Here is a 26,366-nt window from a genome sequence, read left to right as displayed (position 1 = left end):
CTATCGCAGGCAAGCCAGCTCCCACAGTTTGATCTCCAGTGGCTGTGGGATTTGGCTTGGCTTCATGCCTACCTAGAACCAACCGCCCCTCCGTCGGTCAATGTGACCGGCGCCGCAGCGGCTTGGTCGGCGCTGATATATAGTTCACCCCTCGGTTCCCTCTGACTATGAGTGCCCCATGCTTAACAAAGGACTGTTCCTGGCCTGCGCGCTGGCCCTGCTGAGCGCTTGCGATTCTTCCGATAAACCCGCTGCACCGCCTGCGCCCACCGTGGCGGCAGCGCCGAAGCCGGTGAAAGCGGCGGTGGACGTGGCAGCGTTGAAGCAACGCTATGCCGGGCGTGAGCTGAGCGTGGTGGATGTGTCCGAGGTGCAGTTGGATGGGGCCAGCACGCTGTCGGTGAGTTTTTCCATTCCGCTGGACCCCGATCAGAAATTCGCCGACAAGCTGCACCTGGTAGACAGCAAGTCTGGCAAGGTCGATGGCGCCTGGGAACTGTCCGATAACCTGATGGAATTGCGCCTGCGCCACCTTGAACCGCAGCGCAAACTGGTGCTGACCGTGGACGCAGGGGTGAAGGCGGTCAACGGCAACACCCTCGCCGCCGAATACAGCGCCCGCCTGGAAACCCGCGACCTGCAAGCCACCGTCGGCTTCGCCAGCCGTGGCACCCTGTTGCCGACGCGCCTGGCCGAGGGCCTGCCGGTGATCGCGTTGAATGTCGACAAGATCGACGTGGAATTCTTTCGGATCAAACCCGAATCCCTGCCGTCGTTCCTGGCGCAGTGGGGGCGTAATACCAGCCTGCAAAGCTATGAGTCCCGTGAACTGCTGCCAATGGCCGAACTGGTGTACGGCGGGCGTTTCGACCTGAACCCGGCGCGCAATACCCGCGAAACCCTGTTGCTACCGATTGCCGGCCTCAAGCAGTTGCAGCAGCCGGGCGTGTACCTCGCGGTGATGCGCGCTTCGGGCACCTACAACTATTCGCAACCGGCCACCCTGTTCACCTTGAGTGATATCGGCCTGTCGGTGCACCGCTACGCCAATCGCCTGGATGTGTTTACCCAGGCCCTGGAAGGCGGCAAGGCACTCAACGGCGTCGAACTGGAAATCCTCGATGCCGAAGGCCGCGTGCTCGGCCAGGGCAAGACCGAAGACGGTGGCCACGCCGAGTTGCCGCTGCCGAAAAAAGCCCAGGTGTTACTGGCCAAGCAGGGCGAGCAAACCAGCCTGCTGCGCCTGGACAGCGCCGCGCTGGATTTGGCGGAGTTCGATATCGGCGGGCAACCGTCCCACCCGTTGCAGTTCTTTGTGTTCGGCCCGCGTGATTTGTATCGCCCCGGCGAAACCGTGCTGCTCAACGCGCTGTTGCGTGACAAGGATGGCAAGGCGGTGAAGCCTCAGCCGGTGAGCGTCGAAGTGCGGCGCCCGGATGAACAGGTGAGTCGCAAGTTCGTGTGGGAGGCCGACGCGTCGGGCCTGTATCAATACCCGTTGCAGCTGGCTGGCGAGGCGCCGACCGGGCGCTGGCAGTTGGTGTTCGACCTCGGTGACGGCAAGCCGCAACTCTATGAATTTCTCGTCGAAGACTTCCTGCCCGAACGCCTGGCGCTGGAACTCAAGGGCAGTGACACGGCGTTGAGCCCGGCGGATAACCCGGTCATCCAGGTCAACGGTCGTTACCTCTACGGCGCGCCCGCCTCCGGTAACCGCGTCAGTGGCCAGGTGTACGTGCGGCCACTGCGCGAGGCGGTCAAATCCCTGCCGGGCTACCAGTTCGGTTCCGTCACTGAAGAAGAGCTGAGCCAGGATTTCGAACTGGACGAAAGCGTACTCGACGCCAATGGCGAGCAAGCGCTGACCCTGGAAAGCAAGTGGGCCGAGGCCAAGTCGCCGTTGCAACTGATTGTGCAAGCCAGCCTGCAGGAGTCCGGCGGTCGGCCGATCACCCGGCGCCTGGTGCAGCCGATCTGGCCGGCCGAGCAATTGCCGGGCCTGCGTGGCCTGTTTGACGGCAAGGAAACCAACGGCGATGGCCCGGTGGAATTCGAAGTGCTGGTGGCCAACCAGGACGGTCAGAAACTGGCCGCGCAAGACCTCAAGGTGCGCCTGGTGCGTGAGCGCCGCGACTACTACTGGAACTACTCGGAGAATGACGGCTGGAGCTACCACTTCAACGAGAAATTCCTCAACCTCGATGAGCAGAGCCTGAACATCAAGGCGGGCGACACCGCCAAGGTCAGCTTCCAGGTGGAGTGGGGCCCTTACCGCGTGGAGGTCGAAGACCCGCAGACCGGGCTGGTCAGCAGCCTGCGTTTCTGGGCCGGCTACCAGGCCCAGGACAACACCGAAGGCGGCGCCGTGCGCCCCGACCAGGTCAAGCTAGCGTTGGACAAACCCGCCTATGGCGATGGCGACACCGCCAACGTCACCGTCACGCCACCGGCTGCCGGTAAAGGCTACCTGTTGGTGGAGTCTGCCGAAGGCCCGCTGTGGTGGCAGGAAATCGACGTGCCGGCCGAAGGCAAAAGCTTTGCGGTGAAGCTCGACCCTAAATGGTCGCGCCACGATCTGTATGTGAGCGCCCTGGTGATTCGTCCCGGCGAGCGCAAAGCCAATATCACGCCTAAACGCGCCGTGGGCTTGCTGCACCTGCCGCTGGATCGCACCCAGCGCAAACTCGGCCTGACCCTCACTGCACCTGAAAAAATGCGCCCCAAACAACCGCTGACGGTAAAGATCGCCGCCAAAAACGCCGATGGCAGTGTGCCTCAAAAGGTGCACGTACTGCTTGCGGCAGTGGACGTGGGCATCCTCAATATCACCGAATTTCCAACGCCCGATCCGTACGCCAGCCTGTTTGGCCGCAAAGCCTATGGCGTCGACCAATTCGACATCTACGGCCAGTTGATTGAAGCCGGCCAAGGGCGCCTGGCCAGTCTGGCATTTGGTGGCGACGCGGCGTTGGCCAAAGGCGGCAAACGCCCGGACACCAGCGTAACCATCGTCGCCCTGCAAAGCGCCCCGGTGACGCTGAACGACAAAGGCGAGGGCGAAGTCAGCGTCAATATCCCCGACTTCAACGGCGAACTGCGCCTGATGGCCCAAGCCTGGAGCGATGATCGCTACGGTATGGCGGAAGGCAAGACGGTGATTGCCGCCCCGCTGATTGCCGAGTTGTCGGCGCCGCGCTTCCTGGCAGGAGGCGACCAGACCACCCTGGCCCTGGACCTCTCAAACCTGTCGGGCAAGGCGCAGAAACTCGATGTGCAATTAACGACGCAAGGGCCGTTGGAACTGGTCAACAGCGACGCGCAATCGGTTGAACTCAAGCAAGGCCAGCGCACCACCCTGCGTATTCCGGTACAAGCCTGGGGCGGTTTCGGTCAGGGCAAGGTCAAGGTTACGGTCAATGGCCTGGACCTGCCGGGGGAAAACCTGCCGCCGTTCAGCCGTGAGTGGACCTTAGGCGTGCGCCCGGCGTACCCGGCCTTGCTCAAGCATTACCGCGCCGTGATCAAGGATCAGCCGTGGAGCTTACCGGCGGGCGCACTGGATCAGTTCGATGCCTCGGGGCGTGAGGCGCTGTTGAGCCTGTCGAGCCGGCCGCCGTTGAACCTGGGCGCGCAGATCAGTGCGCTCAAGGCGTACCCCTATGGCTGCCTGGAACAAACCGCCAGTGGCTTGTACCCGTCGCTGTATGCCGACGATGCGCTGCTCAAGCGCCTGAGCATCAAGGGCGAGCCGGATGCCGAGCGCAAGCGCAAGATCGAGTTGGGCATCGAGCGCCTGCTGGGCATGCAGCGCTACAACGGCAGCTTCGGTTTGTGGGGCGCTGATGGCGAGGAAGAATATTGGCTGACTGCGTATGTCACCGACTTCCTGCTGCGCGCCCGCGACCAGGGTTTTGCAGTACCGCCTGAAGCCTTGAAGAAGGCCAGCGAGCGCCTGTTGCGGTATGTGCAGGAACGTAACCTGATCGAGGTGGATTACAGCGACAACGCCGAACACACCCGGTTTGCCGTACAGGCCTACGCCGGTATGGTGCTGGCGCGCAGTCAGCAGGCGCCGTTGGGTGCGTTGCGCAGTCTGTTCGAACGGCGCAGCGACGCACGCTCCGGCTTGCCGTTGGTGCAGTTGGCCATCGCCCTGCAGAAAATGGGCGACCAGCCGCGTGCCGATCAAGCCTTGCTTGCCGGTTTGGCGGCGCAGCGCAGTGCCAAGGAGTGGCTGGCCGACTACGGCAGCCCGTTGCGCGATCAGGCGATGATTCTGGCGTTGCTGGAGGAAAATGACTTGGCCAAGGGCAAGCGTGAAGAGCGCCTGTTTACCTTGTCGGACCAGTTGGCGGCCAGCCCCTATCTGTCGACCCAGGAGCGCAACTCGCTGTTCCTGGCCGGGCGGCTGGGTTTCGCCCAGCCCGAATCGGCGTGGAAGGTGCTGTTGGATGGCAGCGACGGGGAGCATGAGCTGAATAACCAGCAGTCGACGCTCAACCTGGAAGGCAAGCTGCTTTCCGGCAATTTGAGCCTGACCAATCAAAGCGATGTACCGGTCTACCAGCAACTGACAATCTCGGGTTACCCACAAGTGCCGCCTGCCCCGGGTGGCGAGAACCTGAGTATTCGCCGCGAATACCTGGGCATGAATGGCCAGCCGTTGAATTTGCGCAGCCTCAACAGCGGCGACCTGGTGCTGGTGCACCTGGCCGTCAGTGCCAAGCAACGCGTGCCGGATGCCTTGGTGGTGGACTTGCTGCCCGCCGGCCTGGAACTGGAAAACCAGAACCTGGCACAAAGCGCAGCGAGCCTGGAGAACGCCAGTAGCCAGGTGAAGGAGTGGCGCGAGTCGATGCAGAACGCATCGCTCAAGCATCAGGAGTTCAGGGATGATCGCTATGTGGCGGCCATGAATCTGGATGGCTATGGCACCACGCACTTGTTGTACCTGGCGCGTGCGGTGACACCGGGAACCTACCGCGTGCCGCCGCCGCAGGTAGAGTCGATGTATCGGCCGAACTGGCAGGCGGTGGGCGAGACGCCAGTGGATATGGTAATCAAGGGCCGCTGAAAGACACTGTAGGAGCGAGCTTGCTCGCGAAAAACGTCAACGAGAACGCGTGTTTCCTGAATCAACGCGGCGCCTTTGAGTTTTTCGCGAGCAAGCTCGCTCCTACAGGAGAGGATCGAAATATCAGTGTACGACCCAGCTCAGCAACCAAAGCCCCAGCATCAGCCAGATGATCCCCACGATAATCGAGGCCCGCATAAAGGCGCGTACCGCCGAGTACAGGAAGAGCAACCCGACGATCAGAGTGATGATGCTGATGATCGAGGTGTCCATGCCCAAGGTGCGTGACAGGCCGTCGATAAAGTTGCCGCCGGCGTGGGTCAAGGCCCCGAACAAACCGCTGAGCCCGTCGACGATAAAACGGATGACGGAACCGAGCGCCTGGCCCAACCATTCGAAAAAGCTTTCTACCTGCATGTGCGTGTCCTGATGAGAAGGTGGGCGTAACTGTGCCTTTGGTTGTCGATAACGCAGGCGAGTTCCCTGCAAGCATAGAGGTTTGCCCGTTTGAGTTTTAGTTTAATCACCTGCGGATGTACGCGGCCCAATGTGGGAGCGGGCTTGCTCGCGAAGGCGGCGTGCCTGTGACATCTCTGCCAACTGACCCACCGCTTTCGCGAGCAAGTCCGCTCCCACAGTTATTGCGCTGGGCTTTGGGTTGTGTGGCGTTAGTAATAGCGCTGCTGTGGGGCGCCGATCGCATCTGGCCCTTGCCCCTGCCCCAGGACGACCTGGCGCGGGTGGTGCTGGCCGAAGATGGCACGCCGCTGTGGCGATTTGCCGATGCCAATGGCGTATGGCGCTACCCGGTACAGACCCGCGAAGTGTCGCCGTATTATCTCGACGCGCTGCTCACCTATGAAGACCGTTGGTTCTACCAACACCCCGGCGTAAACCCGTTGGCGCTGGTGCGTGCGACCTGGCAAAACCTGAGCGGCGCGCGAGTGGTGTCCGGCGGCAGCACCTTGTCGATGCAGGTTGCGCGCCTGCTCGACCCACACTCACGCACCCTGCACGGCAAGTTACGCCAGCTGTGGCGTACCGCGCAGTTGGAGTGGCACCTGTCCAAGGACGAAATCCTCAACCTGTACCTGAATCGCGCGCCCTTCGGCGGTACGCTGCAGGGCGTGGCGGCAGCGAGTTGGGCGTACCTGGGCAAGTCGCCATCACAACTGACTCACGCCGAAGCCGCGTTGCTCGCGGTATTGCCCCAGGCGCCGAGTCGTTTGCGCCCGGACCGTCATCCGCAGCGCGCCCAGCAGGCCCGGGACAAAGTGCTGCGCCGCCTGGCCGAGTTTCAGGTATGGCCGCAGTCGGCGGTGGATGAAGCCTTGGAAGAACCCCTGTTGCTCGCCCCACGCCTGGAACCGAGCCTGGCGCCCTTGCTCGCACGTCGCCTGAATCGCCCCGACAGCCCGCCACTGATTCGCACCACGCTGGATGCCACCTTGCAACGCCGTCTCGAAGACCTGCTGTTGGGCTGGCGCGCACGCCTGCCGGAGCACACCTCGGCAGCCATCCTGGTGGTGGAAGAAGAAAGCATGGCGGTGCGCGCTTACCTGGGGTCGGTGGATATCAACGACACCAAACGCTTTGGTCATGTGGACATGATCAGCGCGCTGCGTTCGCCCGGTTCCACCTTGAAGCCTTTTCTCTACGGGATGGCGTTGGATGACGGCCTGATTCACTCCGAATCGCTGTTGCAGGACGTGCCTCGGCGCTATGGCGATTACCGCCCTGGCAACTTTTCCATGGGCTTTACCGGGGCGGTACCGGCGAGCACCGCGTTGTCCAGTTCGTTGAACCTGCCGGCGGTGCAGCTGCTGGAAGCCTATGGGCCCAAGCGCTTTGCCGCGCAGATGCGCATCGGTGGCATGCCGTTGGCGTTGCCGGCATTGGCCGAGCCGAACCTGGCGCTGATCCTCGGCGGTGCGGGCAGTCGTCTGGAAGATCTGGTGAGTGGTTACAGCGCCCTGGCCCGCGATGGCAAGAGCGCCAGCCTGCGGTTACAGCCGGACGATACGCTCAGGGAGCGGCCGTTGCTGTCGCCCGGCGCCGCATGGATTGTGCGGCGCATCCTCAGCGGCCAAGCGCGGCCCGACCGCGACCCGCGTGCCGAGCTGGTCCAACGGCCGGTGCTGGCATGGAAAACCGGCACCAGTTATGGCTTTCGCGATGCCTGGGCGATTGGCGTGGGCCCGCGTTACCTGATTGGCGTATGGATCGGCCGGCCCGATGGCACGCCGGTACCGGGGCAGTTCGGCCTGGCGTCGGCAGCACCGTTGATGTTGCAGGTGCATGACGTGCTGACCAACCGCGACAGCCAGCGCGGCATCAGTGCGCCAGTCAAACCGGTGCCTGCCAATATCGGCGTGGCAGCGATTTGTTGGCCGCTGGGCCAGCCCATGAGCCGCAGCGACCCCAATTGCCGCCGCCAGCGTTTTGCCTGGACCCTGGACAACACCACGCCGCCGACCTTGCAGGCATTGGATCAACCCTTGAGCGTGGGCTTGATGGAAAGCATCTGGGTTAACCCCAAGGGTTTGAGGGTCGATGCCCATTGCCCTGGCGCAACCCCCAAAAACATCGCGCTGTGGCCGGCGCCGCTGGAGCCCTGGTTGCCAAGGATTGAACGCCGGGAAGCGCGCATTCCTGCGCCTGACCCGGATTGCCCTCCGCCGGCGCTGGCCGCTTCATCGCCGTTGTCCATCGTGGGCGTACGCGAAGGCGACCAACTGCGCCTGCCCGCTGCCAGTCAACAAGCCTTGCGCCTGAACATCTCCGCCCTGGGCGGCAGTGGCCGGCGTTGGTGGTTTCTCAACGGTGCGCCGTTGGGCGACAGCGCGAACCAGGACAGCATCAATGCCAGTTTTGAACGGCTGGGCCGCTATCAGCTCAGCGTATTGGATGAAGCCGGTCAAACCGCCAGGCTCGAGTTCAGCGTTGTCGACTGATCGTTCCCACGCTCTGCTGATCGCTCCCACGCTCTGCTGATCGTTCCCACGCTCTGCGTGGTAACGCCGCCTGGGACGCTCCGCGTCCCGTCATCCGCGCAGGCGACGCGGAGCGTCACTGGAAGCATTCCCACGCGGAGCGTGGGAATGATCGGGTAAGCTATACCCATTCAGGAGCCCCCGCATGAACCTCGAACACCTCACCGAACGCCTGCACCGCATCCGCGATACCAACGACTGGAAGCAGTTCCACAGCCCGAAAAACCTGGCCATGGCTGCCAGCGTGGAAATGGCCGAGCTGGTGGAAATCTTCCAATGGCTCACCGAAGACCAATCCCGCCAACTGCCCGCCGATAAACTCGCCCATGCGGGCCAGGAGGTCGGCGATATTGTCCTGTACCTGCTGTTGCTGTGCAGTGAGCTGGGGCTGGATATGAACGAAGTGGTGCGCGCCAAGCTGGCCGATAGCGAACGGCGGTTTGCCCATGAGTGATCGTCATTTCGACCAGTTGGCCACGCGCTTTGCCGAGAAGATCTACGGCGGCGCCAAGGGCGCGATTCGCTTGGCGGTGCTCCAGGCCGACCTGGTAGAAACCTTGCCGCAACGCCCATTGCGCGTGCTGGATATCGGCGCAGGCCTGGGGCACATGTCGCTGTGGCTGGCCGAGCAGGGCCACGAGGTAACCTTGGCCGAACCCGCTGCGCCGATGCTTGAAGGTGCGCGCCAGCGCTTCGCCGACGCGGGCCAAAGCGCGACCTTTATTCATGCACCGTGGCAGGACTTGCTCGGCCAACTCACCGAGCCCTACGATCTGGTGCTGTGTCATGCCGTGCTGGAGTGGTTGGCCGAGCCCCACGCTATCCTGCCGGTACTGCACCAACTGACGCTGCCGGGTGGCTGGTTGTCCCTGGCGTTCTACAACCGTGATGCGTTGATCTACCGCAATCTGCTCAAAGGCCACTTCCGCAAAATGCGCAAGAACGACATGGCCGGCGAAAAGCAGAGCCTGACGCCGCAGCAACCCCTGGACCCACGGGAGTTGGCGGCGCAACTCGAAGGGCTGTGGCAGGTCGAAAGCCAAAGTGGCGTGCGGGTGTTCCACGACTATATGCCGGTGGAATTCCAGGCTCGCGCCAACCTGCAGGACTTGTTGGAGATGGAGCTCGCTCACCGTCGTCACCCAAGCTTTGCCGGGCTTGGGCGATATTTGCACTGGATCTGCCGCCCGGTTTAAGCGGCCCAGCGTGGGAGGTCGACATGCGTCGTCTCGTTTTAATCCTGTTGTCTCTAGGCCTTGGGGCCTGCTCGAGCCCCAATCCTTACGTGGCCAGTTCGGCACCGATGCCGCCGGCGCCCGCCCAGGCGGCCACTACCTTTGATGCCAGCGCCTACCCCGCGCCGGTGCGCGACTATGGTGCCTACCGCAGCTGGGGTTGGCTCAACGGTCAGTTGCCGGCGGGCACGGCCTGGGCCGATTCGGCGCAGATTGCCGAGGCGGTCAGCGGCGCCCTCGATCAGCGCGGCTTGCGCCCCTTGCATGACAAGCGTGCGCCCGACCTGCTTGTGAGCGCCGATGTACGCCTGGAAAAACGCCTGCGCCAGGTCCAGGACGATTATGGTTACGGCTACGGCGGCTATAACCGCTATGGCAACGGTTACGGCATGTACAACAGCGTGCCCGTGGTGCGCACCTATGAAGTGACAGTGGCCGTGGCGCGTATCAGCCTGTTCGATGCGCGCACCCGCCAGCCGGTGTGGAGCACCAGCGCCGAAACCACTAGCCAGGGCAGCCTGAGCGAACGCGCCGATAGCTTGCGCAAGGCGATGCAGAAGGCAATGGCTGCCTATCCGCCCAGTTAGCAGCTATTCTCATTACATGCCCACGTTGTTTTTGGAGAACACCATGCTTCGTCGCATCGCTGCGCTTGCTGTTGTCATGTTGCTGGGCGGTTGCCAGAGCAACCAGGTCAACCACGATTTCGACGCCAGCCGAGACTTCGGCGCCTACCGCAATTGGGCCTGGAAAGACCCAGCGTTGCAGTACCGTCCCGATGACCCGAGGATCAAGAGCGACCTCACCGAGCAACGCATCCGCCAGGCCGTGGGCGAACAGCTGGATCAGCGCGGTTTGCGTCCTGCGGCGGCGGGCACCAAGGCTGACCTGAATGTACAGGCCTACCTGATCGTCGAAGACCGCCAGCAGCAAGTCACCACCAACTATGGCGGTGCCTGGGGCGGCCCGTGGAATGGTTACTGGGGCGCGCCGATGTACAACGAAACCCGCAATATCACCTACAAGGTCGCGACCATCCAGATCGACCTGCTCGACGGCAAGGACGGCAAGCTGGTGTGGCGCGGCAGCGACGAACAGATGATGGCCAGCACGCCGAACCCCAAGGAACGCAACAAAGCCATCCGCAGCACCGTGACCAAGATCCTTTCCAACTACCCCCCGCGCTGATCCCCCCGTACCCCCTGTGGGAGCAGGCTTTCTCGCGAAAGCGGTGTGTCAGTCACTGCTTCAGTGACTGCACTGCCGCTTTCGCAGGCAAGCCAGCTCCCACATTTGATCTTCAGTGTTTTGAGCATAGCGTTCGCTTAGCTGAGTTGTATTAGGGGGCCGACATTCAGGGCATCTCCGCCAGTCGCCAATGTGGCGAGTTGCCAGCAACCTGCCGAAGCCTTGTCTACACTCCAGTGCAACGGAGAGTTAGCGCAGGAGTGCTTCGATGTCTCCCCGATTCGGCTCCAGACAGCGTGGTGCAATTGGCTTGATGGCGGCAGGCACTTTGGCCTTGGCCTTGGTGTTTACGTTGCTGGCGGTCGACAGCGGGCGCTTGTATTTGGAAAAGCGCAAGCTGCAATCCGTCGCCGATACCTCGGCGTTGGAGGCAGCCAGTCTCGGTGGCCAATGCGGTACCAACACCACCGCAAACGCCTATGCCACGCAAAATGCGGCGCGCAACGGTTTTGTGGTCGGTAATGGCAGCACCCTGGCGGTGACATGCGGCACCCTGGCGACCAATGCTCTGAACACCCGTGTGTTTACCGCTGATGCCACCAAGAGCGACGCTATCCGCGTGGTGGCTTCCCGCACTGTGATGACCAGCGTTGCCAATGGGCTGTGGAACCTGTTCAGTGGTGCGCCGATTACCCCGCAAATCAACTTGAGCGCCACCGCCGTCGCGGCGACACCACCGCCCGTGGCGCAGCTGTCGATCCGCAGCAGCCTGGCCAGCGTCGATTCAGGCAAATCCCCGCTGCTCAACCTGGTCATCGGCAACCTGCTCGGCGGCAACCTTTCGCTCACGGCGGCGGGTTGGAACGGCTTGCTGCAGACCAACGTCAACCTGCTCAGTTATTTGGACCAACTGGCGATTAACCTGAACGTGAAGGCCGGTGACTACGATGCCTTGCTCAGTACCGCAGTCTCGGCTACTCAACTGATCGACGCTGCTGTGAAGGTTTTGCAGAAAAACGGTGCGGCGGTCACAGCGGTCGTCAATGACGTGATTTCGATTCAAGCCATTGCGCCCAACAGCAAGCTGTTGACCGTGGGTGACCTGATCGACATCGCCACCGGCACGCCGACGGCGGCGCTGAATAGCAACGTGCAATTGTTTCAACTGTTGGAAGCGGTGGCGCAGTTGTCCAGCAGCAAGAATGCGGTGAGTGCGGCGGCGCAGGTCGCGATTCCGCTGGTGGGCAATGTGTCGATCCAGACCAAGGTCATCGAACCGCCGCAGCTGTCGGCCATTGGCAATCCTGTGTTGGCCAAGAAGGGCTTGCAGAATACCCCGCCGACCGATCAGATTTTTGTACGCACCGCGCAAGTGCGCACGTTGGTGACCGTGCAGGCGCCGATCATCAAGGCGGTCTCTGGCGTGGCGTCCATATTGACGGGCCTGGGCACGCCGGTGTCCCAGGTGGTCAAGGGCTTGTTGAACCTCAACCTGCCGGCGGTGGTTGGCGGTGTGTTGTGCCTGGTGGCCTGTAATGTGGCTGACGTCGATGTCACCACATCGCTGGCCATTTACATCGAAGCCGGCAGTGCGCAAACCAATGTCACGGATTTCAATTGCGACTCGCCGGCCTCCAAATCCTTGACGGTGAAAACCACTACGTCCCTGGCGACCCTGGCGGTCGGTACGGTGGATCCGGTGGCGGCTTTTTCTTCCTCCGCAGCAGTCGATGTGCAGCCGGTCAGGCTGATCGATTTTGGCCAGCGCTACTGTGTGGTCCTGACGCTGCTGTGCAGCCCCAACCGTACACCCAATGTGGGGGGTGGTTTGCTGTTGAAAGCCAACTCCACCATTGCCGCGCAAACCAGCACGATGGTGTTTGCGCCGGTGGCCGAGATGAATGCGCCGCCCACCTACAAGTTCGCGCCGGGCACCGCCAATATCGTCGGCAGCCTGGCGGCGACCCTTAATGGCTTGCAGGTGACTTACGCACCACCCAGCGGGAGTGTCTCCAATGGTGCGTTGGCTGGGGTCGCCGGGCTGTTGGCGACTATCACTACGGCGGTGGTGGGGTTGATCCAGAACGTGCTGTCGCCGATTCTCGACCCCGTCGTCAACACTTTACTCAGCGCCTTGGGCATCAACCTGGGTAACGCCGAAGTCGGTGCCAATCTCTCTTGCCATATGGGCCGGGCTTATCTGGTGATTTAGCCTGTTGGTATATCTGACGCGCCGCGTTCCAAATGTGGGGGCTTGTCTGGGATGGCGGCCTGACAGCCGACGCCTATCTGGCTGACACCCCGCGTTCCAAATGTGGGAGCTGGCTTGCCTGCGATGGCGGCCTGACAGCCGACACAGGTATACCGAGTACATATCCATTCCTGCGGTAACGGCCACTTAGGGTTCCGCTTTTACAGCGGCTCACTTTTGAAAAGAGCCCAAAAGTAAGCAAAAGGCTCTTGCCCCACCACTCGGCACCTCGCCTAGGCTCGGTGTGCCCGCAATCCGCCAGTGATTTGGGGGGCCGCCGCCACGCGCCATCCATGGCGCGGGGCGGCTAAACCGGCATCCCTGCCGGTTTACCCCCCAAATCCCTGTCGAATTCCGGCCAGCGTGGTTTGACGGGGCGCCTAAGATCAAAAGCAGAGCAAGAGCAAGAGCGGCTCGCTTCGCATCGTGGTTAGCTGATTGAGTTTTGCGCGATGGGTAACTCGACGCAGAATTTCGCGCCGGCCTCGCCGTTGGTGACGCTCAGGCGCCCACCCATGTTTTCCACAATCCCATAGCTCACCGAGAGCCCCAATCCGGTGCCGACGCCGATTGGCTTGGTGGTAAAGAACGGTTCGAAAATCCGCTCCAACAGGCGCGGGTCGATCCCGCCGGCGTTGTCTTCGACCCAGATACGCACATGGCGGCTGTCGTGCTCGCTGTGCAGGGCAATCCAGGGGCGCAGGGCAGGGTCTTTTTCTCGCCGGCTGAGTAATGCGTCGCGGGCATTGACCATCAGGTTGATCAGCACCTGTTCCAGCTGGTCGACATAGCCTTTGACCTGCACCGAGAAGTCCGCAGGGCTGATGCACACGTCTACACCTTTGCCGCGCAGGCCTTCGCTGAGCAGGGACAGGGTGCCCTCCAGCGCCTGCGCGGGGTCGAACGGTTGCTGCTCGATTTCCGAGCGGCGGCCGAACACGCGCATATGGTCGACCACCCGTGCCGCGCGTTGCACCTGGGCGTCGATACGCTGCAGTTTTTCCGTGAGGTAGTCGATTTGCACATCGCCATTGCCCAGGCGCTTGAGCACATTGGTGATGGCCATGTGCATCACGTTCAGCGGCTGGTTGATCTCATGGGCCAGGCCGGTGGCCATTTCGCCGAGGGTGGCCATTTTCGCGCTTTGGGTCAGTTGCTGCTGGGAGCGGCGTACTTCGGTGTTGTCGCGGCCCACGGCCTGCACTTCGATCAGAGCGCCTTGTTCATCGAAGACGCCACGGTCCGACCACACCCACCAGGCATGTTCGCGCCCCGGCAGTTGCAGGCTGATTTCCGCGGTGCTCACCGGGAATTCCGGGGTCAGTTGCTGAATGCGTTGCATAAAGGCGGCGCGCTGTTCATCCGACAGCCACTGGCCCAAGTCGATGCCTGGCAATTGGTCGGGCCGGCATTCCAGGTAATTGGCCAGCGGCGTGTTGCCGAAGGTGAGGATCAGGTCGGGACGGTAGCGACAGATCATCGCTGGCGAGTCTTCCACCAGGATGCGGTAGCGCTCTTCACTTTGGCGCACCTGCTCGGCGGCCAGGGTCGCCTCGGTGACGTCCAGCCAAAGGCCCACGGCTTCTACCGGCAAGCCGAGGTCGTCGCGCAAAAGCTTGGCTTCGTCGAGCAGCCAGTGGTAGTTGCCTTGCTTGTCGCGCAGGCGGTAGCGGCTGCGCACGTTGCCTTCGCGCAGCAGCTGGCGGGTGCGTTCGAAGTAGTGTTCTCGGTCGTCGGGGTGGATCAGCGCCGCCAGGGTGTCGTGGTTGCAATCGGCCAAGGTCCAGCCCAGCAGCGGCAACAGGCTGGCGCTGAAAAACGCTGGGTGCAGCGCGCCGTTGACGTAGCGCTGCACATAGATGACGGCCGGTGAGCTGGCGATCAGGTTGTCCAGGCGCGCATGGGCGGCGGCGGCTTGCAGTTGCTGGTTCTGAATGTCGCTGATGTCGAGCATGAAGCCGACCCAGCGCCGTTCATTGCCGGCTCCCAGCACTTGGCCTTGTATGCGGTACCACAGGGGCGACTGCTCGGACTCGGTGCGTTGCAGGCGCACGTTGGTCAGCAGTGGCTTGCCCAGGGCTTGCAGGTCTTGCAGGCGGCTGTCGAGGGCCTGACGGTCGGCGGGGTGGATGAGCTCGAGCCAGGTACCGAGGGGTTGGCGGGTGGGGCCGTCGTCCAGGCTCAGGTTGCGCAGCAATTGTGGCGCCAGTTGGATTTCCTGGGTAGCGGGCAACAGTTCCCACCAGCCAGTGCCGAGCAGGCCTTGCAGGGCTTCTACCCGTTCCAGTTGCTGGTGGTGACGCTGTTCGCGCAGACGGCCCAGCAGCGGCGCGGCGAGTGCTGCGCACAGGTTCAGCCAGTCACGCTCGCCGGTGTGGTGTGCCTGGCCGTTATAGAAGCCACACAGCAGCCACGCGGCGGCGCCATGGCTGTCGCGGTACGGCACCAGGAAGCCGTCGGCATTGCCAAATACACTGTGCAGGCGCGGGTTGTCGCTGCGCCCCTGGGCAATGTCCAGGCTAAGTGGTGTGTTGCCGTTGATGCTGTCCAGGCTGGTGCCCAGGTGTTGCCCGGTCTGCCACAAGGCCGGGGCGTCGTGAGCGGCGTAGTGACTGTAGATGCGCCAGCCTTGATCATCTTCGTCGAGCAGTGCCATGGCGACGCAGGGGATGCGCCAACGCTGGGCCACGCTGCGCAGGTGTTCGCTGAACACCTCGGGCAGGCGGTTGGGGCTGCACACGCGCAGCTGTTCGCTCATCAGGGCGGCGAGTTGGTGGTTCTGTTCGCGTTGCTGCACCCGTACTCGGTCGGCCAGCAGGTCAGTGATGTCCAGCAGGTGCAGGGCCCAGCCGTCGCCCTCCGGCTCGATCCAGCCGCGGGTATGCAGGACCTGGCCAGCAGCGCCCTGGAAGTCGAGGTCCAGGCCGTGTCGTTGCCACTCCTGCGGCGTGCCCTCGACACTCCGCGCGCTGTCGGCACACAGCAAGGTCTGCAAGGGGGGGTTGGGCGCGTTGGCAAGATGCTGGGCAAGTAAAGGCTTCAAGGTGCCCGAGATGTTCAGCACTCCACCCAGGTTGTCCAGTTGCACTTGCAGGCCCGACGCGGGTGCTGCTGGCGCGTCCAAGGCCAGGGCGCTGGTGCGCCCGCGCAGGCGTGCGAACAATTTATCCCCCGTCGTCAAAACTGAAGGCTCGAGGTAGCAGTGAGGTTGGTGGGCAGGTTGGGTACGGTGCCCACCCCGGGCAATACCAGGGCCGGCAAGACCGCTTTGATATTGGCCGAGGGGTAGGTGATCTTCACTGTCAGCAAATTATTGGTGTAGGTGGCGGTGATATAGCCGGGCAAGAATTTCAATGAGCCGGGGATCCAGTTCAATTGGGCCTGGGCGGCATCCTTGGCGCGTTGCACCACCAGGGCCGAATAGCCTGCGGTGCTGGGGTCCAGGGACACACTGCGGCGTACCCCTTCGGCTGCCGCTTGGTGAAATGACTGCATCAACAGCAGCGGCAAGCTGTAGCTGAGCATGCCGTAGAACACTGCAAAGAAAATCACGAAGACCAAGGCAAACTCGATCGCCGCAGCGCCTTTTTGCTTTCTCGGGAGGCTCGATTTCATGACTGCGTCTACCCTGAGTCGAGTACTTGATATCAGCATAGAATCATTCAGCCAAAAGGGATGTTTTTTACGTGATCCAGACGCTAGTGATTGTGCTGTGGTTGGGCGTATGTGCTGTGCAGGATATTCGCCAGCGCCAAATTTCCAATACGCTGACCCTGGGCGTAGGCCTGCTGGCGTTGATCTACCTGCTGTGGACGGGGTCGACCTGGCTGGGCGCGCCCCGCAGCGAGGGCGGCCTGGCCTTGGCTTTGGCACTGGTACTGACCTTGCCGGGCTATGCGTTGGGCCGCTTTGGCGCGGGGGATGTGAAGTTGCTAGCCGCCTTGGGGCTGGCCTCCAATATCGACTACCTGTTGGGGGCGTTGATCGGTGCCGGCATCGTCATGGTGGCCTGGACACTTATGCATCAATGGCTTAGCTCAAATCGCGTTGAGCGGGCAGGGCAAGCGTCAACAAAACAGCCCTTTGCGCCCTTCGTTTTGACAGGTTTTGCCGGCAGCTGGTTTTGGATCCATCAGTCGCACGAGTTGATTAATGCTATGTACATAGTCGGAAAGTACGTCTACGTTTAATGAGTAGTTGTGTAGGAGTTTTCGTCAGAAAGGATAGGTCATCATTTGGCTTGCCAGGCATGGAGTAGCGCGTGAACAAGCTTACGTCTGCAGTAAAAGTGCTCGTTGTCGACGATCAACCATTGATCGTGGAGGAACTCTGTGAATTTCTTGAAAGCAGCGGGTACCGTTGTGTCCCGTGCGAGTCCAGCCAGCAAGCGGTCCAGCGTTTTGGCGAAGACCTTCAGATTGGTTTAGTGCTGTGTGACCTGCATATGCCGGACATGGACGGCATCGAACTGGTCCAGGCGCTGCAACGGATCGCCGGCAAACATCGTGCGTTCGAAGCGATCATGCTCACCGGTCGTGCCGACAAACAGGATGTGATCAAAGCCCTGCGTGCGGGCATCGCCGATTACTACCAGAAGCCGATCAACCTCGATGAATTGCTCGAAGGCCTCAAGCGCCAGGAAGCGGCGTTGGAGGAACGGCAAAAAGACCTGCAGCTGGGCACGCTCAACCAGAAGTTGCAGTACCTGTCCGAATCGATCAACGACTTGTATATGGACTTGGACAAAGTGCGTCGCAACCCGACGCTCCAGGACCATGACGGGGACCCATCGGCCGATGAAGCCGGGTCGTTGGAGATCCCGGCGATTTTCAATCAGCTGTCACCGCGCCAGCTGGATGTGGCTCGCCTGGTGGGCAAGGGCCAGACCAACTACCAGATTGCCTGTGAATTGGGGATTACCGAGAACACGGTGAAGCTGTACGTGTCCCAGGTGCTGCGCCTGACCCATATGCACAACCGCACGCAGTTGGCGCTGGCGTTGTCACCGAGCAACTCGGCGATGCGCCAGCGGGTGACTGCGCACTAAAGGCCCAGGCAAACCTTGCAGGAGCCATCTTTCCGTGGCGAGGGAGCTTGCTCCCGCTCGACAGCGCAGCTGGAGTCGGCTTTTCTTGGGGGCGCTTCGCTCCCCAGCGCAAGCAAGCTTGCTCGCCACAGTAGCTTTACTTGCTTCCACTTTGCGCAGTGCCGCCTATTTTCTGATCAAAGAACTCCGGAATCGGGTGCTTGTTGCTGTCCAGCCAGCGCTTGAGCGCCTGTTCGCGTTCTGCCGGCGTGGTTTTCTGGGGGTTGGCCGAGGCTGCGCGCCCGCTCAGTTGCAGTGCCATCCAGTTTTCCGTTTCGGCCTGCCGGGGTGAAGACGGCCCCGCTTCGATGGCCGAAGCGAGGAGGGGCAGGGCCAGGCATGCAAGGCCGGCGAGGTATTGGAATTTCATCATCGACTCCTTATTTCACAGAGGCCGGCAGCGTATCGCTGACCGCCGCTACCTGATCTTTGACTGGGCGCTGCGGTGCCGTGCCAGCGTCCTTGAGGTGTTGCGCCCGTGCCTGGGCTCGGGTCACCTGATCAGGGCTCAACCCGAGTTGGCCGACCACTTTCGCGGCTTGCTCCCAGTTGTCCTGATAGATCAGCAAGGTCACCAGGTTGACCGCCGCCAATTGATCGCTCTGCTTGAGTTCGATGGCGGTCATGAATTCAAAGCGCGCGTCTTCAAGGCGCCGTTGATCGAGGTACACCACGCCCAGGTCGTTGCGGATTTTTTCGTCGGTGGGCGCCAGCCGTGCTGCGCGTTGCAGGTGAGCCATGGCCTGGCCGTTGTCGCCCTTGGCCGACGCCAGTTGCCCCAGGCCGTGCTCACCGTCGGCGGCCAGGCAGGTGCCCAGCAGGCTGCGGTACAATGGCTCGGCGTCGGGACGGCCTAGCAAGCGATAGGCACGGGCCTGGCGCTGACGAACCTGGGGCAGGGCGCTGGGCAGGTTCTGCAGGTTGGCAAGGCTGGCGTGCAGCTTGCCTTCGTTGGCCATGTCATCGGCCAGGTTCAGCGACAGCTCCTGGTCCGAGCTGGGCTTGGGGCAACTGCCCGGCGCCAGCAACCCGGCCCACGGAACCTGGCCGTTGCTGGCACAGCCGCCCAGCATCAGCAGGCTCAAGGCGACGATCAGTGGTTTCATGGCAGGCTCCTCAAAAGTTATTCAAGGCTCGGGAGATGGCGATCATGGCCGGCCCCCCCAGCACGATCAGCAAGGCGGGAAACAGGAACACCATCATCACCACGGACATCTTCGCGGACATCTTCGAGATGTATTCCTGCAGGCGGGTCAGGCGGCGGTCGTCAAGCAACTGCTTGAGGGCCAGCAAGGATTTCATCGCGCCGCCGCCCTGGTGGATCAACTGCTGAAGGATGATGCAGGTGTCGGTGAACTCATCCACGGCCAACAGGCGTGCGGTCTTGCCCAGCTCTTCGGACAGTTCCAGGCCCGAGTCGACCCTTGCCAGGATCAGGCGCAGTTCATGGGTCAGGTCTGGCAGCAAGCGCTGGGCTTCGGTGCTCAACACCCGCAGCGATTGCTCAACTGCCATGCCGGATTCGAACAGGATGCGCAGTAACGGAATGAAGGTGGAGATTTCCCGAGCGATACGCTCCTGGCGGTATTTCGCACTGAGGGCGAGGATGCGTTTGGGCAGCAAGTAACCGATGCCCAGGGCAATCGCCGGGGCAATCCAGGGTGAGCCGGCATGGGGAAACAGCAGCTGTTGGCCGAGCAGGGTCAAGCCCAGCAACACGATGGGCACGCCGATCTGGAAAGCGGCAAACATGGAGCGCTGGTTGGCTTTACGCCAACCGACTCGGTTGAGCAGGGTCTGGGTTTCGTTGTCCAGGCTGACCGAGCGCTGGGCCACGGTGCTGGCGCCCAACTGGCGCATCAGGCTGCCGAGTTTGTCCTCGCGGGTCAGTTGGCCTTGCAGGCGTTGGCTGACCAGGCGTTGTCGGCGCCTTTGCTCTAGCAGGTTGCCGACGATCAAGGCGACGGCGGCGAGCGACAACAGGATGCAAATCAGGATGGCCATCTCAAATACTCCGCAACATGCGCCACATGACGAAGGTGCCCGTGATGTCGAGCGCCACCGCGGCCAGCAGCAGGTGGCGCCCGGTTCCGTCATTCCACATGCTCATCAGGTAGCCCGGGTTGACCATCAGGAAGTAGCCGACCATGACGATAGGCAAACCCGCCAGCACATAGGCGGTCATGCGTGTTTCGCCAGTCATGGCCTTGAGTTGGCGCGCACCCTGTTCGCGCTCGCGGATCATCTTGATCAGGTTTTCCAGCAGCTCGCTGGCGTTGCCGCCGTAGCGGTGGTTGACCTTCAGGCCAAGAGCAAACAGGCGGAATTCATCGCGCTCGTAAAACTCGGCAAAGTCGCTGACCGACTCCGGCAGGCTCACGCCCATTTGCACGTTGCGCTGGATGCGGCTCATGGCCTGCTTGAGCGGCGCTTCGGTGCTGTCGATCGCGCCCAGCACAGCGTCCGCCAGGGTGCGCCCAGACTTGAGGCTGCGCACGCTGTGGTCCAGCAGCTGCGGTAATTGTTCGACCATGCGCTGCACTCGCCGTTGGTAGCGCCAGGCGATATACACCCGCAGCAGCAGCGGCGGCAGGATCAGCATGGCCAACAGTCCCAGCCCGCCGGCCAGCAGATAGCCCAGCAACATGCCCAGCGCCCAGCCGCTCAGCCACAAACCCAGGCGGTCGGTGGGCTTGCCCAGGCCGGCGCGCTGGAACATGCGCTCCAGCGCGACCCAGCTGCCGTTCGGCTCCTGGGGCACCGGCTGGCCGTCGCTGAGCCGCTCCAGCACCCGGTCGGTGCCTGCCTGGCGCAACCCTCGCTGGAACAGCCAGACGGACAGGCTGATCAGCAGGATGCAAATGAGCAGCAAGACAAGTCCGGTCATGAGCCCTCTCTACAACGGCAATGCCGATTCGCGCCGCAACTTGTCGCCGGCCGGGTTGAGCGCTTCGCGCAGAAAGCCGAAACCGGTACGGCGGTCGAGGCGGAACAGGGTGTTGGTGACATACACGTCGTCGCGCACCCCCACCACTTCCACCACCTCGCTGACGCAACGGCGCCCATCGGGCAGGCGCGTCAGTTGCACCACCACATCCAGTGCGGCACAGATCATCTGCCGCAGGGTTTTCTCCGCCACCACCCGGCCGGTCAGGCCCACCAGGGTTTCCAGGCGCAGCAACGCGTCCTGGGCATTGTTGGCGTGCACGGTGCTCATGGAACCGTCATGGCCGGTGTTCATGGCCGTCATCACGTCGAGCACTTCGACGCCACGGATCTCGCCAAGGATGATGCGGTCCGGGCGCATCCGCAGGGCGTTGCGAATCAGGTCGCTGGCCTTGACCTCGCCATGCCCCTCGGCATTGGGCGGACGGGTTTCCAGGCGCACCACGTGGGGGTGGCCCAGTTGCAGCTCGGCGACGTCTTCGATGGTGACCAGGCGTTCGTGGGGGTTGATCAATTGGCTGAGGATATTGAGCAGCGTGGTCTTGCCGGTGCCGGTGCCGCCACTGATCAGGATATTGCAGCGCTTGCCCACCGCCTCCTGGAAGAACTCGAAGATGTTGTGGTCGATGGTTTGCATCGCCACCAGGTCGCTGCTCTTGAGCATGTCCTTGCGAAATTTACGGATCGACAGGCACGGGCCGTCCAGGGCAATCGGCGGGATGATCGCATTGACCCGGCTGCCATCCGGCAAGCGCGCATCGACCATCGGCGACGACTCATCCAGGCGCCTTCCAAGGGGCGCGAGAATGCGCTGCATCACGCGTTCTACATGGTGCGCGTCGATAAAGCGCAGGTCGCTCTGGTGGAGTACTCCGTCACGCTCGATAAACACCCTGTGCGGGCCGTTGACCAGGATCTCGGTGATCGACACATCGCGCAGCAGCACTTCCAGCGGGCCGAAGCCGGTCAGCTCATCGACGATTTCCTCGGCCAGGCGCTCCATCTCATAGCGCGAAATCGCCAGGTGCATGCGCGTGATGTATTCGGCCACTTTGTCGATGACAAATTGCGCCAGGGATTGGCGCGAGCCTTCCAGCAGGTTCTGGCCCGATTCTTCGATGGCATCGATGATGTAGCGATGCAGCACCAGTTTCAGGCCGTCGTGATCGTTGTGCGCGGCACTTCCACGGGCCGGTGCGCCGAAGAGTTTTTCGCCGTTCATCGACTCGCTCCCAGCAGGCGTTCGAACCAGCGCGTCGAAGGTTTATCCAGTCCTTCGGTGCGTTTGGCCAGGCGCTCGCCCAGGTGGCGCAGGGCTTGGGTCAAGGCTTCGCGGGGGGCCAGGGTGAACAGGCTTTGCCCTTGGTTCTTGGCGTTCAGGCGCACTTCGGGGCTCAGGGGCAGCACGGCGATGCACTCCAGGCCAAAGCTTTTTTCCAGGGCTTCGGTGCCGGGGGCGCAGCCTTTGACGTAGCGATCGACGAGCAGCTTGGCATGGTCGAGCTTCATGCCTTTTTCGCGCCACAGGTTCAGCATCGCCAGGTTGCGCCGACAGTCGAGTACGCACTGGTCGGTGCACCACAGCAGCTTGTCGCAGTGGCTGACAAAGGTGCGCAGGGCTTCGCTGTCCGCTTGCCCGGTGAGGTTGACCACGATGTGCTGGAAGTGCTGGCGCAAGGCGCTGAGCAACATGTACAGCTCGGCGGCGCTGGTCATTTCCAAGGGGTCATCGCTGGCGGCGTAGGCGAGGATCCGCAGGCCGTCGTCGGTGCTGGTGAACGCGCTGTTGATCAGGGTGGCGTCCAGGCGTCGCAGGTGGCGCAAGGCGTCGCCGAAATTGAAGGTGCTGTCCAGGCCCAGCAGTGCCAGGCTGTCGCCCCTGGGCAAGCCGAGGTCGAGCATCAGCGTCTGCTGGCCGCTCTTTTGCACCACCATCGCCAGGTGGCTCGCCAGCAGGGCGCCATCGGTATTGCCCTGGGCACCGTAGAGCACGGTGAGGCCGCCCAGATGGGCGTTCGGCGCGCTGGGCGGCAAGCGCTTGCTCAGGCGCCGCACCAGCCCGGCCACTTCGCTGGAGCGTGAACCATAGGCGACAAAATCCCGAGCGCCGGCACGCATGGCGTTGAGTACCAACTGGTTGTCCATGCCGTCGCCCAAGGCCACCACCGCCAACATCGGCTTGGCTTCCAGGGCGCCTTCGATCAAGGCGCTCTGGGCTACCAGGTGCTCGCGGTCCAGGCCCACGAACACCAGGTTGGCGAAGGTCACGTCCACCAGTGCCAGCAATTCATCCAGGCTGCCGCCGCCCACGTTGATCACTTGGCCAAGAGGGGCCAGGGCACCCTGGAGCCATTCCAGGTCGGTGCTGTTACGGGTGATTGCCAGGAAGGTCTGGCTCAGGCTATCGCTCATTGGGAAAGTCCACTGCGACGGTCGAAGTTGCCGTTTTCCAGGAAGAACAGGCGGAACCAGTTCGGATCATAGGTGCGCAGTTTTTCGCCGGGCAGCGACGGCAACTGCGCATTGGCAGCCAGTGGCTGGACCAGATGCGGCGTGACAATCATCAGCAGTTCTTTCTCTTCGCTCTGGATATTGGAGTCGCGGAAAAACGCACCAAGGATCGGGATATCGCCCAGGCCCGGGAGCTTGGCGATGGTGGAGCGGTTGGTGCTGCTGATCAGGCCGCTGATCACAAAGCTTTCACCGTCGGCCAGTGACACACTGGTGTCGGTGCGCCGGACGGTCAGGGCCGGCACCTGGATATTCTGGATTCGGATCGCGTTGCTGTAATCCAGCTCGCTGACTTCCGGGGCGACTTTCAGGGCGATGCGGTTGTGGTCGATGACCGTGGGCGTGAGGGTCAGGCGAATACCGAACTCCTTGTATTCGATGGTGATGGTATCGCTGCCGGCACTGGGCACCGGAATCGGCACTTCGCCGCCGGCCAGGAAGGTCGCGCTCTGGCCGCTCATGGCCACCAGGCTCGGGCGCGCCAGGGTATAGGCGAAACCGCTGCTTTCCAGGGCGTTGATCAGTGCCTTGACCCGGCCACCGCCAAACCCGATGTTGAAGTTGTCGGCACTCACCGGCAATTTGAAAATGCCCTCTGACGGGGACAGCAAGTCGGGGCTGCCGAGGAAGAAGTTTTTACCCATGCCCAGGATCTTGGTGCTGGCTTCCTTGAGCTTGGTGCGGCTGACCTCGACAAAACGAATATCGGTCTGCACCTGGCTGGGCAGCGTCGGGTCTTCGGAGGGCGACAGCGATTGGCTGGTCAGCGCCGAAGTAGCCTTGCCCTTGACGAACACCATGCTCTGGCGCGGCGTGGTCGAGCAGCCGGTCCACACCATCAGGCTGGTAGCGCCGCTGCCGACGCCAGTGAGCAGGAAATGGCGGTCGCCGTTGACCCGCACATCGGCAATTTTCGGGTCGCCGATAGCCAGGCGCGTAATCGCTACCGGCGACTGCAGCTCGGTCTGCAAGCCTTCGCCTACCTCGATCACGGCGGGCAATTGGCCCAGGGCGTTGCAGCTGCCCGATGCGCCCATCGCCATGCCCAGGGGCAGGCACGGCAGCATCAAGGCCAAGGCCAATTGAGCGTAGCGTTGGCTCATTCAAGGCATCCTTGTTCAATCAGGGGGTAGGTTGTGCTGCCGCCGCGCCGCGAATCACTTCGATACCCCGACGCTGGCCGGTGACGGCCACCGCAGGGGTGATTTTTTTCGGCGGGCCGCTGAGGGCCAATTGGGTGAATTGGTAGAGGTCGCGGTTGGCGCTTTGCACCTTGTCCGGGGTGTCGCTTTCACCGGCCCAGTAGCGGCTGAGCAATTGTTCGTCGGCACTGCGCACGGCCAGGCGCAGCGTGCCGGCTTGGGAAGCGAGCATCAACCGACTCAGCAATTGTTCGGGCACCGCCAGCACCACACTGCGCGCGGCGGTGCGACGTTGAGCGGCCTGGGCGCGTTCTTCGGCGGTGGCGGGTGGCGGTACTGCCGGGGTGCCGTCGTTGGCCAAACCCAGTTGGTCGCCGACGCTGAGCAGGCGAATCGCCGGGATGACCACCTGCGCCGATTGCTCGGCATTGGCATTGTCCTGGCGCAAGAACAACAAGACATCCACGTAGTCGCCGGGGCTCAACTGGCCACCGGCACCGATGACCTCGTCGACGGCGACGGCGAGCGCGCGTTCATCCGCACGAATCATGCGGGCCAGGGGGCCGCCGGCGGTGAAGCTTTCATCATTGAGCCAGGTGCCGGCACCCAGGGCCCGCAAAGGCGTACGACCGATGGCCTGGTCAACGCTGGTCAGGCTGCCTGCCGGCACGGTGCGCAGTTTTTCCACGGCTACATCGGCAGAGGTGAGGGGCACAAAAGGCGTAACCGCGTGCACCAGTACCACGACGGGCTGGCGGGTCTGGTCTTCCACGACCGCAACGGTTTTTTCCACGGAAATGACAGGTTGTGGCGAGGGTGCTACGGCAGGTGCCGGTGGACGGCTGAGCACCAAGCCCCAATACCCTGCCACCAGGGCTCCGATAAGCAGCAAGCCAGCCAGGACCATGCTGATGCGACTGTTCATGACGGCGCTCCCTATCCTGTTGCACTACTTTTATTCCCGTTAATCCAAACGAGTTAAATTCGCAACTGGGCTGTGATGAACAACTAACGATTTGGCTATTTGAAGGTAGCTCAGCTAGGACGAAATGCCATTACCGAACGAAAAATTTATCGATGTTTTTAGAATCGGGCCTTTAAACAACGGACTTGCAGGGCGCATGGAGCCACTAATACTTTATGATTAATTCATTCTTACAGTTGTGAGTGTTAAATTTGTTGACAATGCTCTAGTGGCACACGGCAATCATTGTGCGGGCCAGCTGTATCGGCGCTTTGTGGCGCATGAAGGAGATCTCAACATGATCCTTGACCTGTTCTTGAAATTTTATGTTCACGCTCAGTTATTCCTGCGTCGCAGAGATGGGGCGTCGGCTATTGAATATGTGATTATCGTCGCGATAGTTGCGTTGGTGATCGTCGGTATTGGTACTGGGCTTGGCGATAAGATAAAAGGCATCTTCGAGCAAGTGTCCGATGCGCTGCCAGCGGCGACTTAGCCGTCATTGCGGTATTCTTTCGTTCCGGTGATTCTTTTTATCAGGTACCGCCCATGACCCACCCTTCGTCATCCCGCCAACAAATCCTATTGGTGGACGACGAGGAGGATGCGCTGGTGGAGTTGGCCGAATCCCTCGAAAACGAGGGATTTGTCTGTTTCACCGCGACCTCCGTCACCTTCGCCTTGCAAGAATTGACACTTCACCCTGATATCGCCCTGGTCATCACCGATCTGCGCATGCCCGAGGAAAGTGGTATCTCCTTGATCAAGCGCCTGCGCGAACATACCTCACGCTCGCATTTGCCTGTGATCGTGATGTCTGGCCATGCAGAAATGGACGATGTCAGCGATATGCTGCGCTTGCAGGTGCTGGACTTGTTTCGCAAGCCGATCTACCTGGTGCGCTTGCTCGATACCCTCAACAGCCTGTTTCCCCTCTCTACACCTGGTCGGTAACGGACCTGCACCGCTTATTAAA

22 protein-coding genes are annotated in these 26,366 nt (G+C 62.1%); 11 read left to right on the top strand and 11 right to left on the bottom strand.

What is annotated here, in order from left to right:
• The first annotated feature begins 178 nt into the window (after positions 1 to 178).
• A complete protein-coding gene (locus tag APH41_RS10125; RefSeq protein ID WP_054918776.1) occupies positions 179 to 5,074 on the top strand; it encodes an alpha-2-macroglobulin in 4,896 nt (1,631 codons plus the stop codon).
• A 123-nt stretch (positions 5,075 to 5,197) separates the two neighbouring features.
• On the opposite strand, the gene APH41_RS10120 is transcribed toward APH41_RS10125, so the two are convergent.
• Positions 5,198 to 5,491: a hypothetical protein gene (locus APH41_RS10120; RefSeq protein WP_003188208.1), complete on the bottom strand. Its 294-nt coding sequence runs from the start codon at positions 5,489 to 5,491 to the stop codon at positions 5,198 to 5,200.
• A gap of 224 nt (positions 5,492 to 5,715) precedes the next feature.
• Here APH41_RS10120 and pbpC point away from each other — a divergent pair, with 224 nt between their 5' ends.
• The 6 genes from pbpC (at position 5,716) to APH41_RS10090 (ending at position 12,702) form a co-directional block, all read left to right on the top strand.
• The gene (gene pbpC / locus APH41_RS10115) at positions 5,716 to 8,028 is read left to right on the top strand and encodes a peptidoglycan glycosyltransferase PbpC (RefSeq protein ID WP_082430436.1); all 2,313 of its coding nucleotides are present in this window, start codon (positions 5,716 to 5,718) and stop codon (positions 8,026 to 8,028) included.
• Positions 8,029 to 8,212: 184 nt separating this feature from the next.
• Positions 8,213 to 8,521: a MazG-like family protein gene (locus APH41_RS10110; protein WP_003188211.1), complete on the top strand. Its 309-nt coding sequence runs from the start codon at positions 8,213 to 8,215 to the stop codon at positions 8,519 to 8,521.
• A complete protein-coding gene (locus tag APH41_RS10105) occupies positions 8,514 to 9,263 on the top strand; it encodes a methyltransferase (protein WP_054918775.1) in 750 nt (249 codons plus the stop codon). Before APH41_RS10110 ends, APH41_RS10105 begins: the two co-directional genes overlap by 8 nt.
• Positions 9,264 to 9,286: 23 nt before the next feature.
• The gene (locus tag APH41_RS10100) at positions 9,287 to 9,889 is read left to right on the top strand and encodes a DUF4136 domain-containing protein (RefSeq protein ID WP_054918773.1); all 603 of its coding nucleotides are present in this window, start codon (positions 9,287 to 9,289) and stop codon (positions 9,887 to 9,889) included.
• Positions 9,890 to 9,932: 43 nt separating this feature from the next.
• The gene (locus tag APH41_RS10095; protein ID WP_054918771.1) at positions 9,933 to 10,490 is read left to right on the top strand and encodes a DUF4136 domain-containing protein; all 558 of its coding nucleotides are present in this window, start codon (positions 9,933 to 9,935) and stop codon (positions 10,488 to 10,490) included.
• A gap of 268 nt (positions 10,491 to 10,758) precedes the next feature.
• Positions 10,759 to 12,702 (top strand): pilus assembly protein TadG-related protein, encoded by a 1,944-nt coding sequence (locus APH41_RS10090; protein WP_054918770.1) that lies wholly within the window; start codon positions 10,759 to 10,761, stop codon positions 12,700 to 12,702.
• A gap of 469 nt (positions 12,703 to 13,171) precedes the next feature.
• Here APH41_RS10090 and APH41_RS10085 read toward each other — a convergent pair whose 3' ends face one another.
• Both APH41_RS10085 and APH41_RS10080 read right to left on the bottom strand, forming a co-directional pair.
• A complete protein-coding gene (locus APH41_RS10085; RefSeq protein WP_054918766.1) occupies positions 13,172 to 15,922 on the bottom strand; it encodes a PAS domain-containing sensor histidine kinase in 2,751 nt (916 codons plus the stop codon).
• A complete protein-coding gene (locus tag APH41_RS10080; RefSeq protein ID WP_003188217.1) occupies positions 15,919 to 16,356 on the bottom strand; it encodes a TadE/TadG family type IV pilus assembly protein in 438 nt (145 codons plus the stop codon). Before APH41_RS10080 ends, APH41_RS10085 begins: the two co-directional genes overlap by 4 nt.
• A 71-nt stretch (positions 16,357 to 16,427) precedes the next feature.
• Here APH41_RS10080 and APH41_RS10075 point away from each other — a divergent pair, with 71 nt between their 5' ends.
• Together APH41_RS10075 and APH41_RS10070 are read left to right on the top strand one after the other, a co-directional pair.
• Entirely contained in the window at positions 16,428 to 16,931 is a 504-nt protein-coding gene (locus APH41_RS10075; protein ID WP_034125880.1) for a prepilin peptidase, read from the top strand.
• Between the two features lie 71 nt (positions 16,932 to 17,002).
• Positions 17,003 to 17,788, top strand: coding sequence for a response regulator transcription factor (locus tag APH41_RS10070; RefSeq protein WP_054918763.1), 786 nt, complete (start codon positions 17,003 to 17,005; stop codon positions 17,786 to 17,788).
• A 136-nt stretch (positions 17,789 to 17,924) separates the two neighbouring features.
• On the opposite strand, the gene APH41_RS10065 is transcribed toward APH41_RS10070, so the two are convergent.
• Genes APH41_RS10065 through cpaB form a run of 8 tightly spaced genes read right to left on the bottom strand, consistent with a single transcriptional unit; the run spans position 17,925 to position 25,351 of the window.
• Positions 17,925 to 18,197 (bottom strand): DUF3613 domain-containing protein, encoded by a 273-nt coding sequence (locus APH41_RS10065; protein WP_034125882.1) that lies wholly within the window; start codon positions 18,195 to 18,197, stop codon positions 17,925 to 17,927.
• Between the two features lie 10 nt (positions 18,198 to 18,207).
• Positions 18,208 to 18,933 carry a tetratricopeptide repeat protein gene (locus tag APH41_RS10060; RefSeq protein WP_034125883.1) on the bottom strand — a complete coding sequence of 242 codons (726 nt, stop codon included), beginning with the start codon at positions 18,931 to 18,933 and terminating at the stop codon, positions 18,208 to 18,210.
• A gap of 10 nt (positions 18,934 to 18,943) precedes the next feature.
• Complete coding sequence (locus tag APH41_RS10055; RefSeq protein ID WP_054896408.1) at positions 18,944 to 19,831, bottom strand: type II secretion system F family protein; 888 nt, start codon at positions 19,829 to 19,831, stop codon at positions 18,944 to 18,946.
• Position 19,832: 1 nt separating this feature from the next.
• Positions 19,833 to 20,714 carry a type II secretion system F family protein gene (locus APH41_RS10050; RefSeq protein WP_034125885.1) on the bottom strand — a complete coding sequence of 294 codons (882 nt, stop codon included), beginning with the start codon at positions 20,712 to 20,714 and terminating at the stop codon, positions 19,833 to 19,835.
• Between the two features lie 9 nt (positions 20,715 to 20,723).
• The gene (locus APH41_RS10045; RefSeq protein ID WP_054896410.1) at positions 20,724 to 21,995 is read right to left on the bottom strand and encodes a CpaF family protein; all 1,272 of its coding nucleotides are present in this window, start codon (positions 21,993 to 21,995) and stop codon (positions 20,724 to 20,726) included.
• On the bottom strand, positions 21,992 to 23,185 hold the full coding sequence (locus APH41_RS10040) for a pilus assembly protein (RefSeq protein WP_034125887.1): 1,194 nt from the start codon (positions 23,183 to 23,185) through the stop codon (positions 21,992 to 21,994). Before APH41_RS10040 ends, APH41_RS10045 begins: the two co-directional genes overlap by 4 nt.
• Entirely contained in the window at positions 23,182 to 24,387 is a 1,206-nt protein-coding gene (locus APH41_RS10035) for a type II and III secretion system protein family protein (protein ID WP_034125888.1), read from the bottom strand. The genes APH41_RS10040 and APH41_RS10035 overlap by 4 nt, the downstream gene beginning before the upstream one ends.
• 19 nt (positions 24,388 to 24,406) lie before the next feature.
• On the bottom strand, positions 24,407 to 25,351 hold the full coding sequence (gene cpaB, locus APH41_RS10030) for a Flp pilus assembly protein CpaB (RefSeq protein WP_054918760.1): 945 nt from the start codon (positions 25,349 to 25,351) through the stop codon (positions 24,407 to 24,409).
• Between the two features lie 337 nt (positions 25,352 to 25,688).
• Between cpaB and APH41_RS10025 the strand changes: the two genes are divergently transcribed.
• The gene (locus tag APH41_RS10025) at positions 25,689 to 25,886 is read left to right on the top strand and encodes a Flp family type IVb pilin (protein ID WP_034125890.1); all 198 of its coding nucleotides are present in this window, start codon (positions 25,689 to 25,691) and stop codon (positions 25,884 to 25,886) included.
• 53 nt (positions 25,887 to 25,939) lie between these two features.
• Positions 25,940 to 26,344, top strand: coding sequence for a response regulator (locus tag APH41_RS10020; RefSeq protein WP_034125891.1), 405 nt, complete (start codon positions 25,940 to 25,942; stop codon positions 26,342 to 26,344).
• The last annotated feature ends 22 nt before the right edge of the window (positions 26,345 to 26,366 follow it).

The organism is Pseudomonas sp. NBRC 111138 (assembly GCF_001320835.1).
Lineage (GTDB): Bacteria > Pseudomonadota > Gammaproteobacteria > Pseudomonadales > Pseudomonadaceae > Aquipseudomonas > Aquipseudomonas paracarnis.
Note: the sequence above shows the minus strand (reverse complement) of the source record. Positions and strands in the feature narration are given on the sequence as shown.

What these genes read in the sequence shown, in the direction of transcription:
- APH41_RS10125 (WP_054918776.1), top strand. Translation starts at nt 179, where the DNA reads ATGCTTAACAAAGGACTGTTCCTGGCCTGCGCGCTGGCCCTGCTGAGC.
- APH41_RS10120 (WP_003188208.1), bottom strand. Translation starts at nt 5,491, where the DNA reads ATGCAGGTAGAAAGCTTTTTCGAATGGTTGGGCCAGGCGCTCGGTTCC.
- APH41_RS10110 (WP_003188211.1), top strand. Translation starts at nt 8,213, where the DNA reads ATGAACCTCGAACACCTCACCGAACGCCTGCACCGCATCCGCGATACC.
- APH41_RS10105 (WP_054918775.1), top strand. Translation starts at nt 8,514, where the DNA reads ATGAGTGATCGTCATTTCGACCAGTTGGCCACGCGCTTTGCCGAGAAG.
- APH41_RS10100 (WP_054918773.1), top strand. Translation starts at nt 9,287, where the DNA reads ATGCGTCGTCTCGTTTTAATCCTGTTGTCTCTAGGCCTTGGGGCCTGC.
- APH41_RS10095 (WP_054918771.1), top strand. Translation starts at nt 9,933, where the DNA reads ATGCTTCGTCGCATCGCTGCGCTTGCTGTTGTCATGTTGCTGGGCGGT.
- APH41_RS10090 (WP_054918770.1), top strand. Translation starts at nt 10,759, where the DNA reads ATGTCTCCCCGATTCGGCTCCAGACAGCGTGGTGCAATTGGCTTGATG.
- APH41_RS10080 (WP_003188217.1), bottom strand. Translation starts at nt 16,356, where the DNA reads ATGAAATCGAGCCTCCCGAGAAAGCAAAAAGGCGCTGCGGCGATCGAG.
- APH41_RS10065 (WP_034125882.1), bottom strand. Translation starts at nt 18,197, where the DNA reads ATGAAATTCCAATACCTCGCCGGCCTTGCATGCCTGGCCCTGCCCCTC.
- APH41_RS10060 (WP_034125883.1), bottom strand. Translation starts at nt 18,933, where the DNA reads ATGAAACCACTGATCGTCGCCTTGAGCCTGCTGATGCTGGGCGGCTGT.
- APH41_RS10055 (WP_054896408.1), bottom strand. Translation starts at nt 19,831, where the DNA reads ATGGCCATCCTGATTTGCATCCTGTTGTCGCTCGCCGCCGTCGCCTTG.
- APH41_RS10050 (WP_034125885.1), bottom strand. Translation starts at nt 20,714, where the DNA reads ATGACCGGACTTGTCTTGCTGCTCATTTGCATCCTGCTGATCAGCCTG.
- APH41_RS10045 (WP_054896410.1), bottom strand. Translation starts at nt 21,995, where the DNA reads ATGAACGGCGAAAAACTCTTCGGCGCACCGGCCCGTGGAAGTGCCGCG.
- APH41_RS10040 (WP_034125887.1), bottom strand. Translation starts at nt 23,185, where the DNA reads ATGAGCGATAGCCTGAGCCAGACCTTCCTGGCAATCACCCGTAACAGC.
- APH41_RS10035 (WP_034125888.1), bottom strand. Translation starts at nt 24,387, where the DNA reads ATGAGCCAACGCTACGCTCAATTGGCCTTGGCCTTGATGCTGCCGTGC.
- cpaB (WP_054918760.1), bottom strand. Translation starts at nt 25,351, where the DNA reads ATGAACAGTCGCATCAGCATGGTCCTGGCTGGCTTGCTGCTTATCGGA.
- APH41_RS10025 (WP_034125890.1), top strand. Translation starts at nt 25,689, where the DNA reads ATGATCCTTGACCTGTTCTTGAAATTTTATGTTCACGCTCAGTTATTC.
- APH41_RS10020 (WP_034125891.1), top strand. Translation starts at nt 25,940, where the DNA reads ATGACCCACCCTTCGTCATCCCGCCAACAAATCCTATTGGTGGACGAC.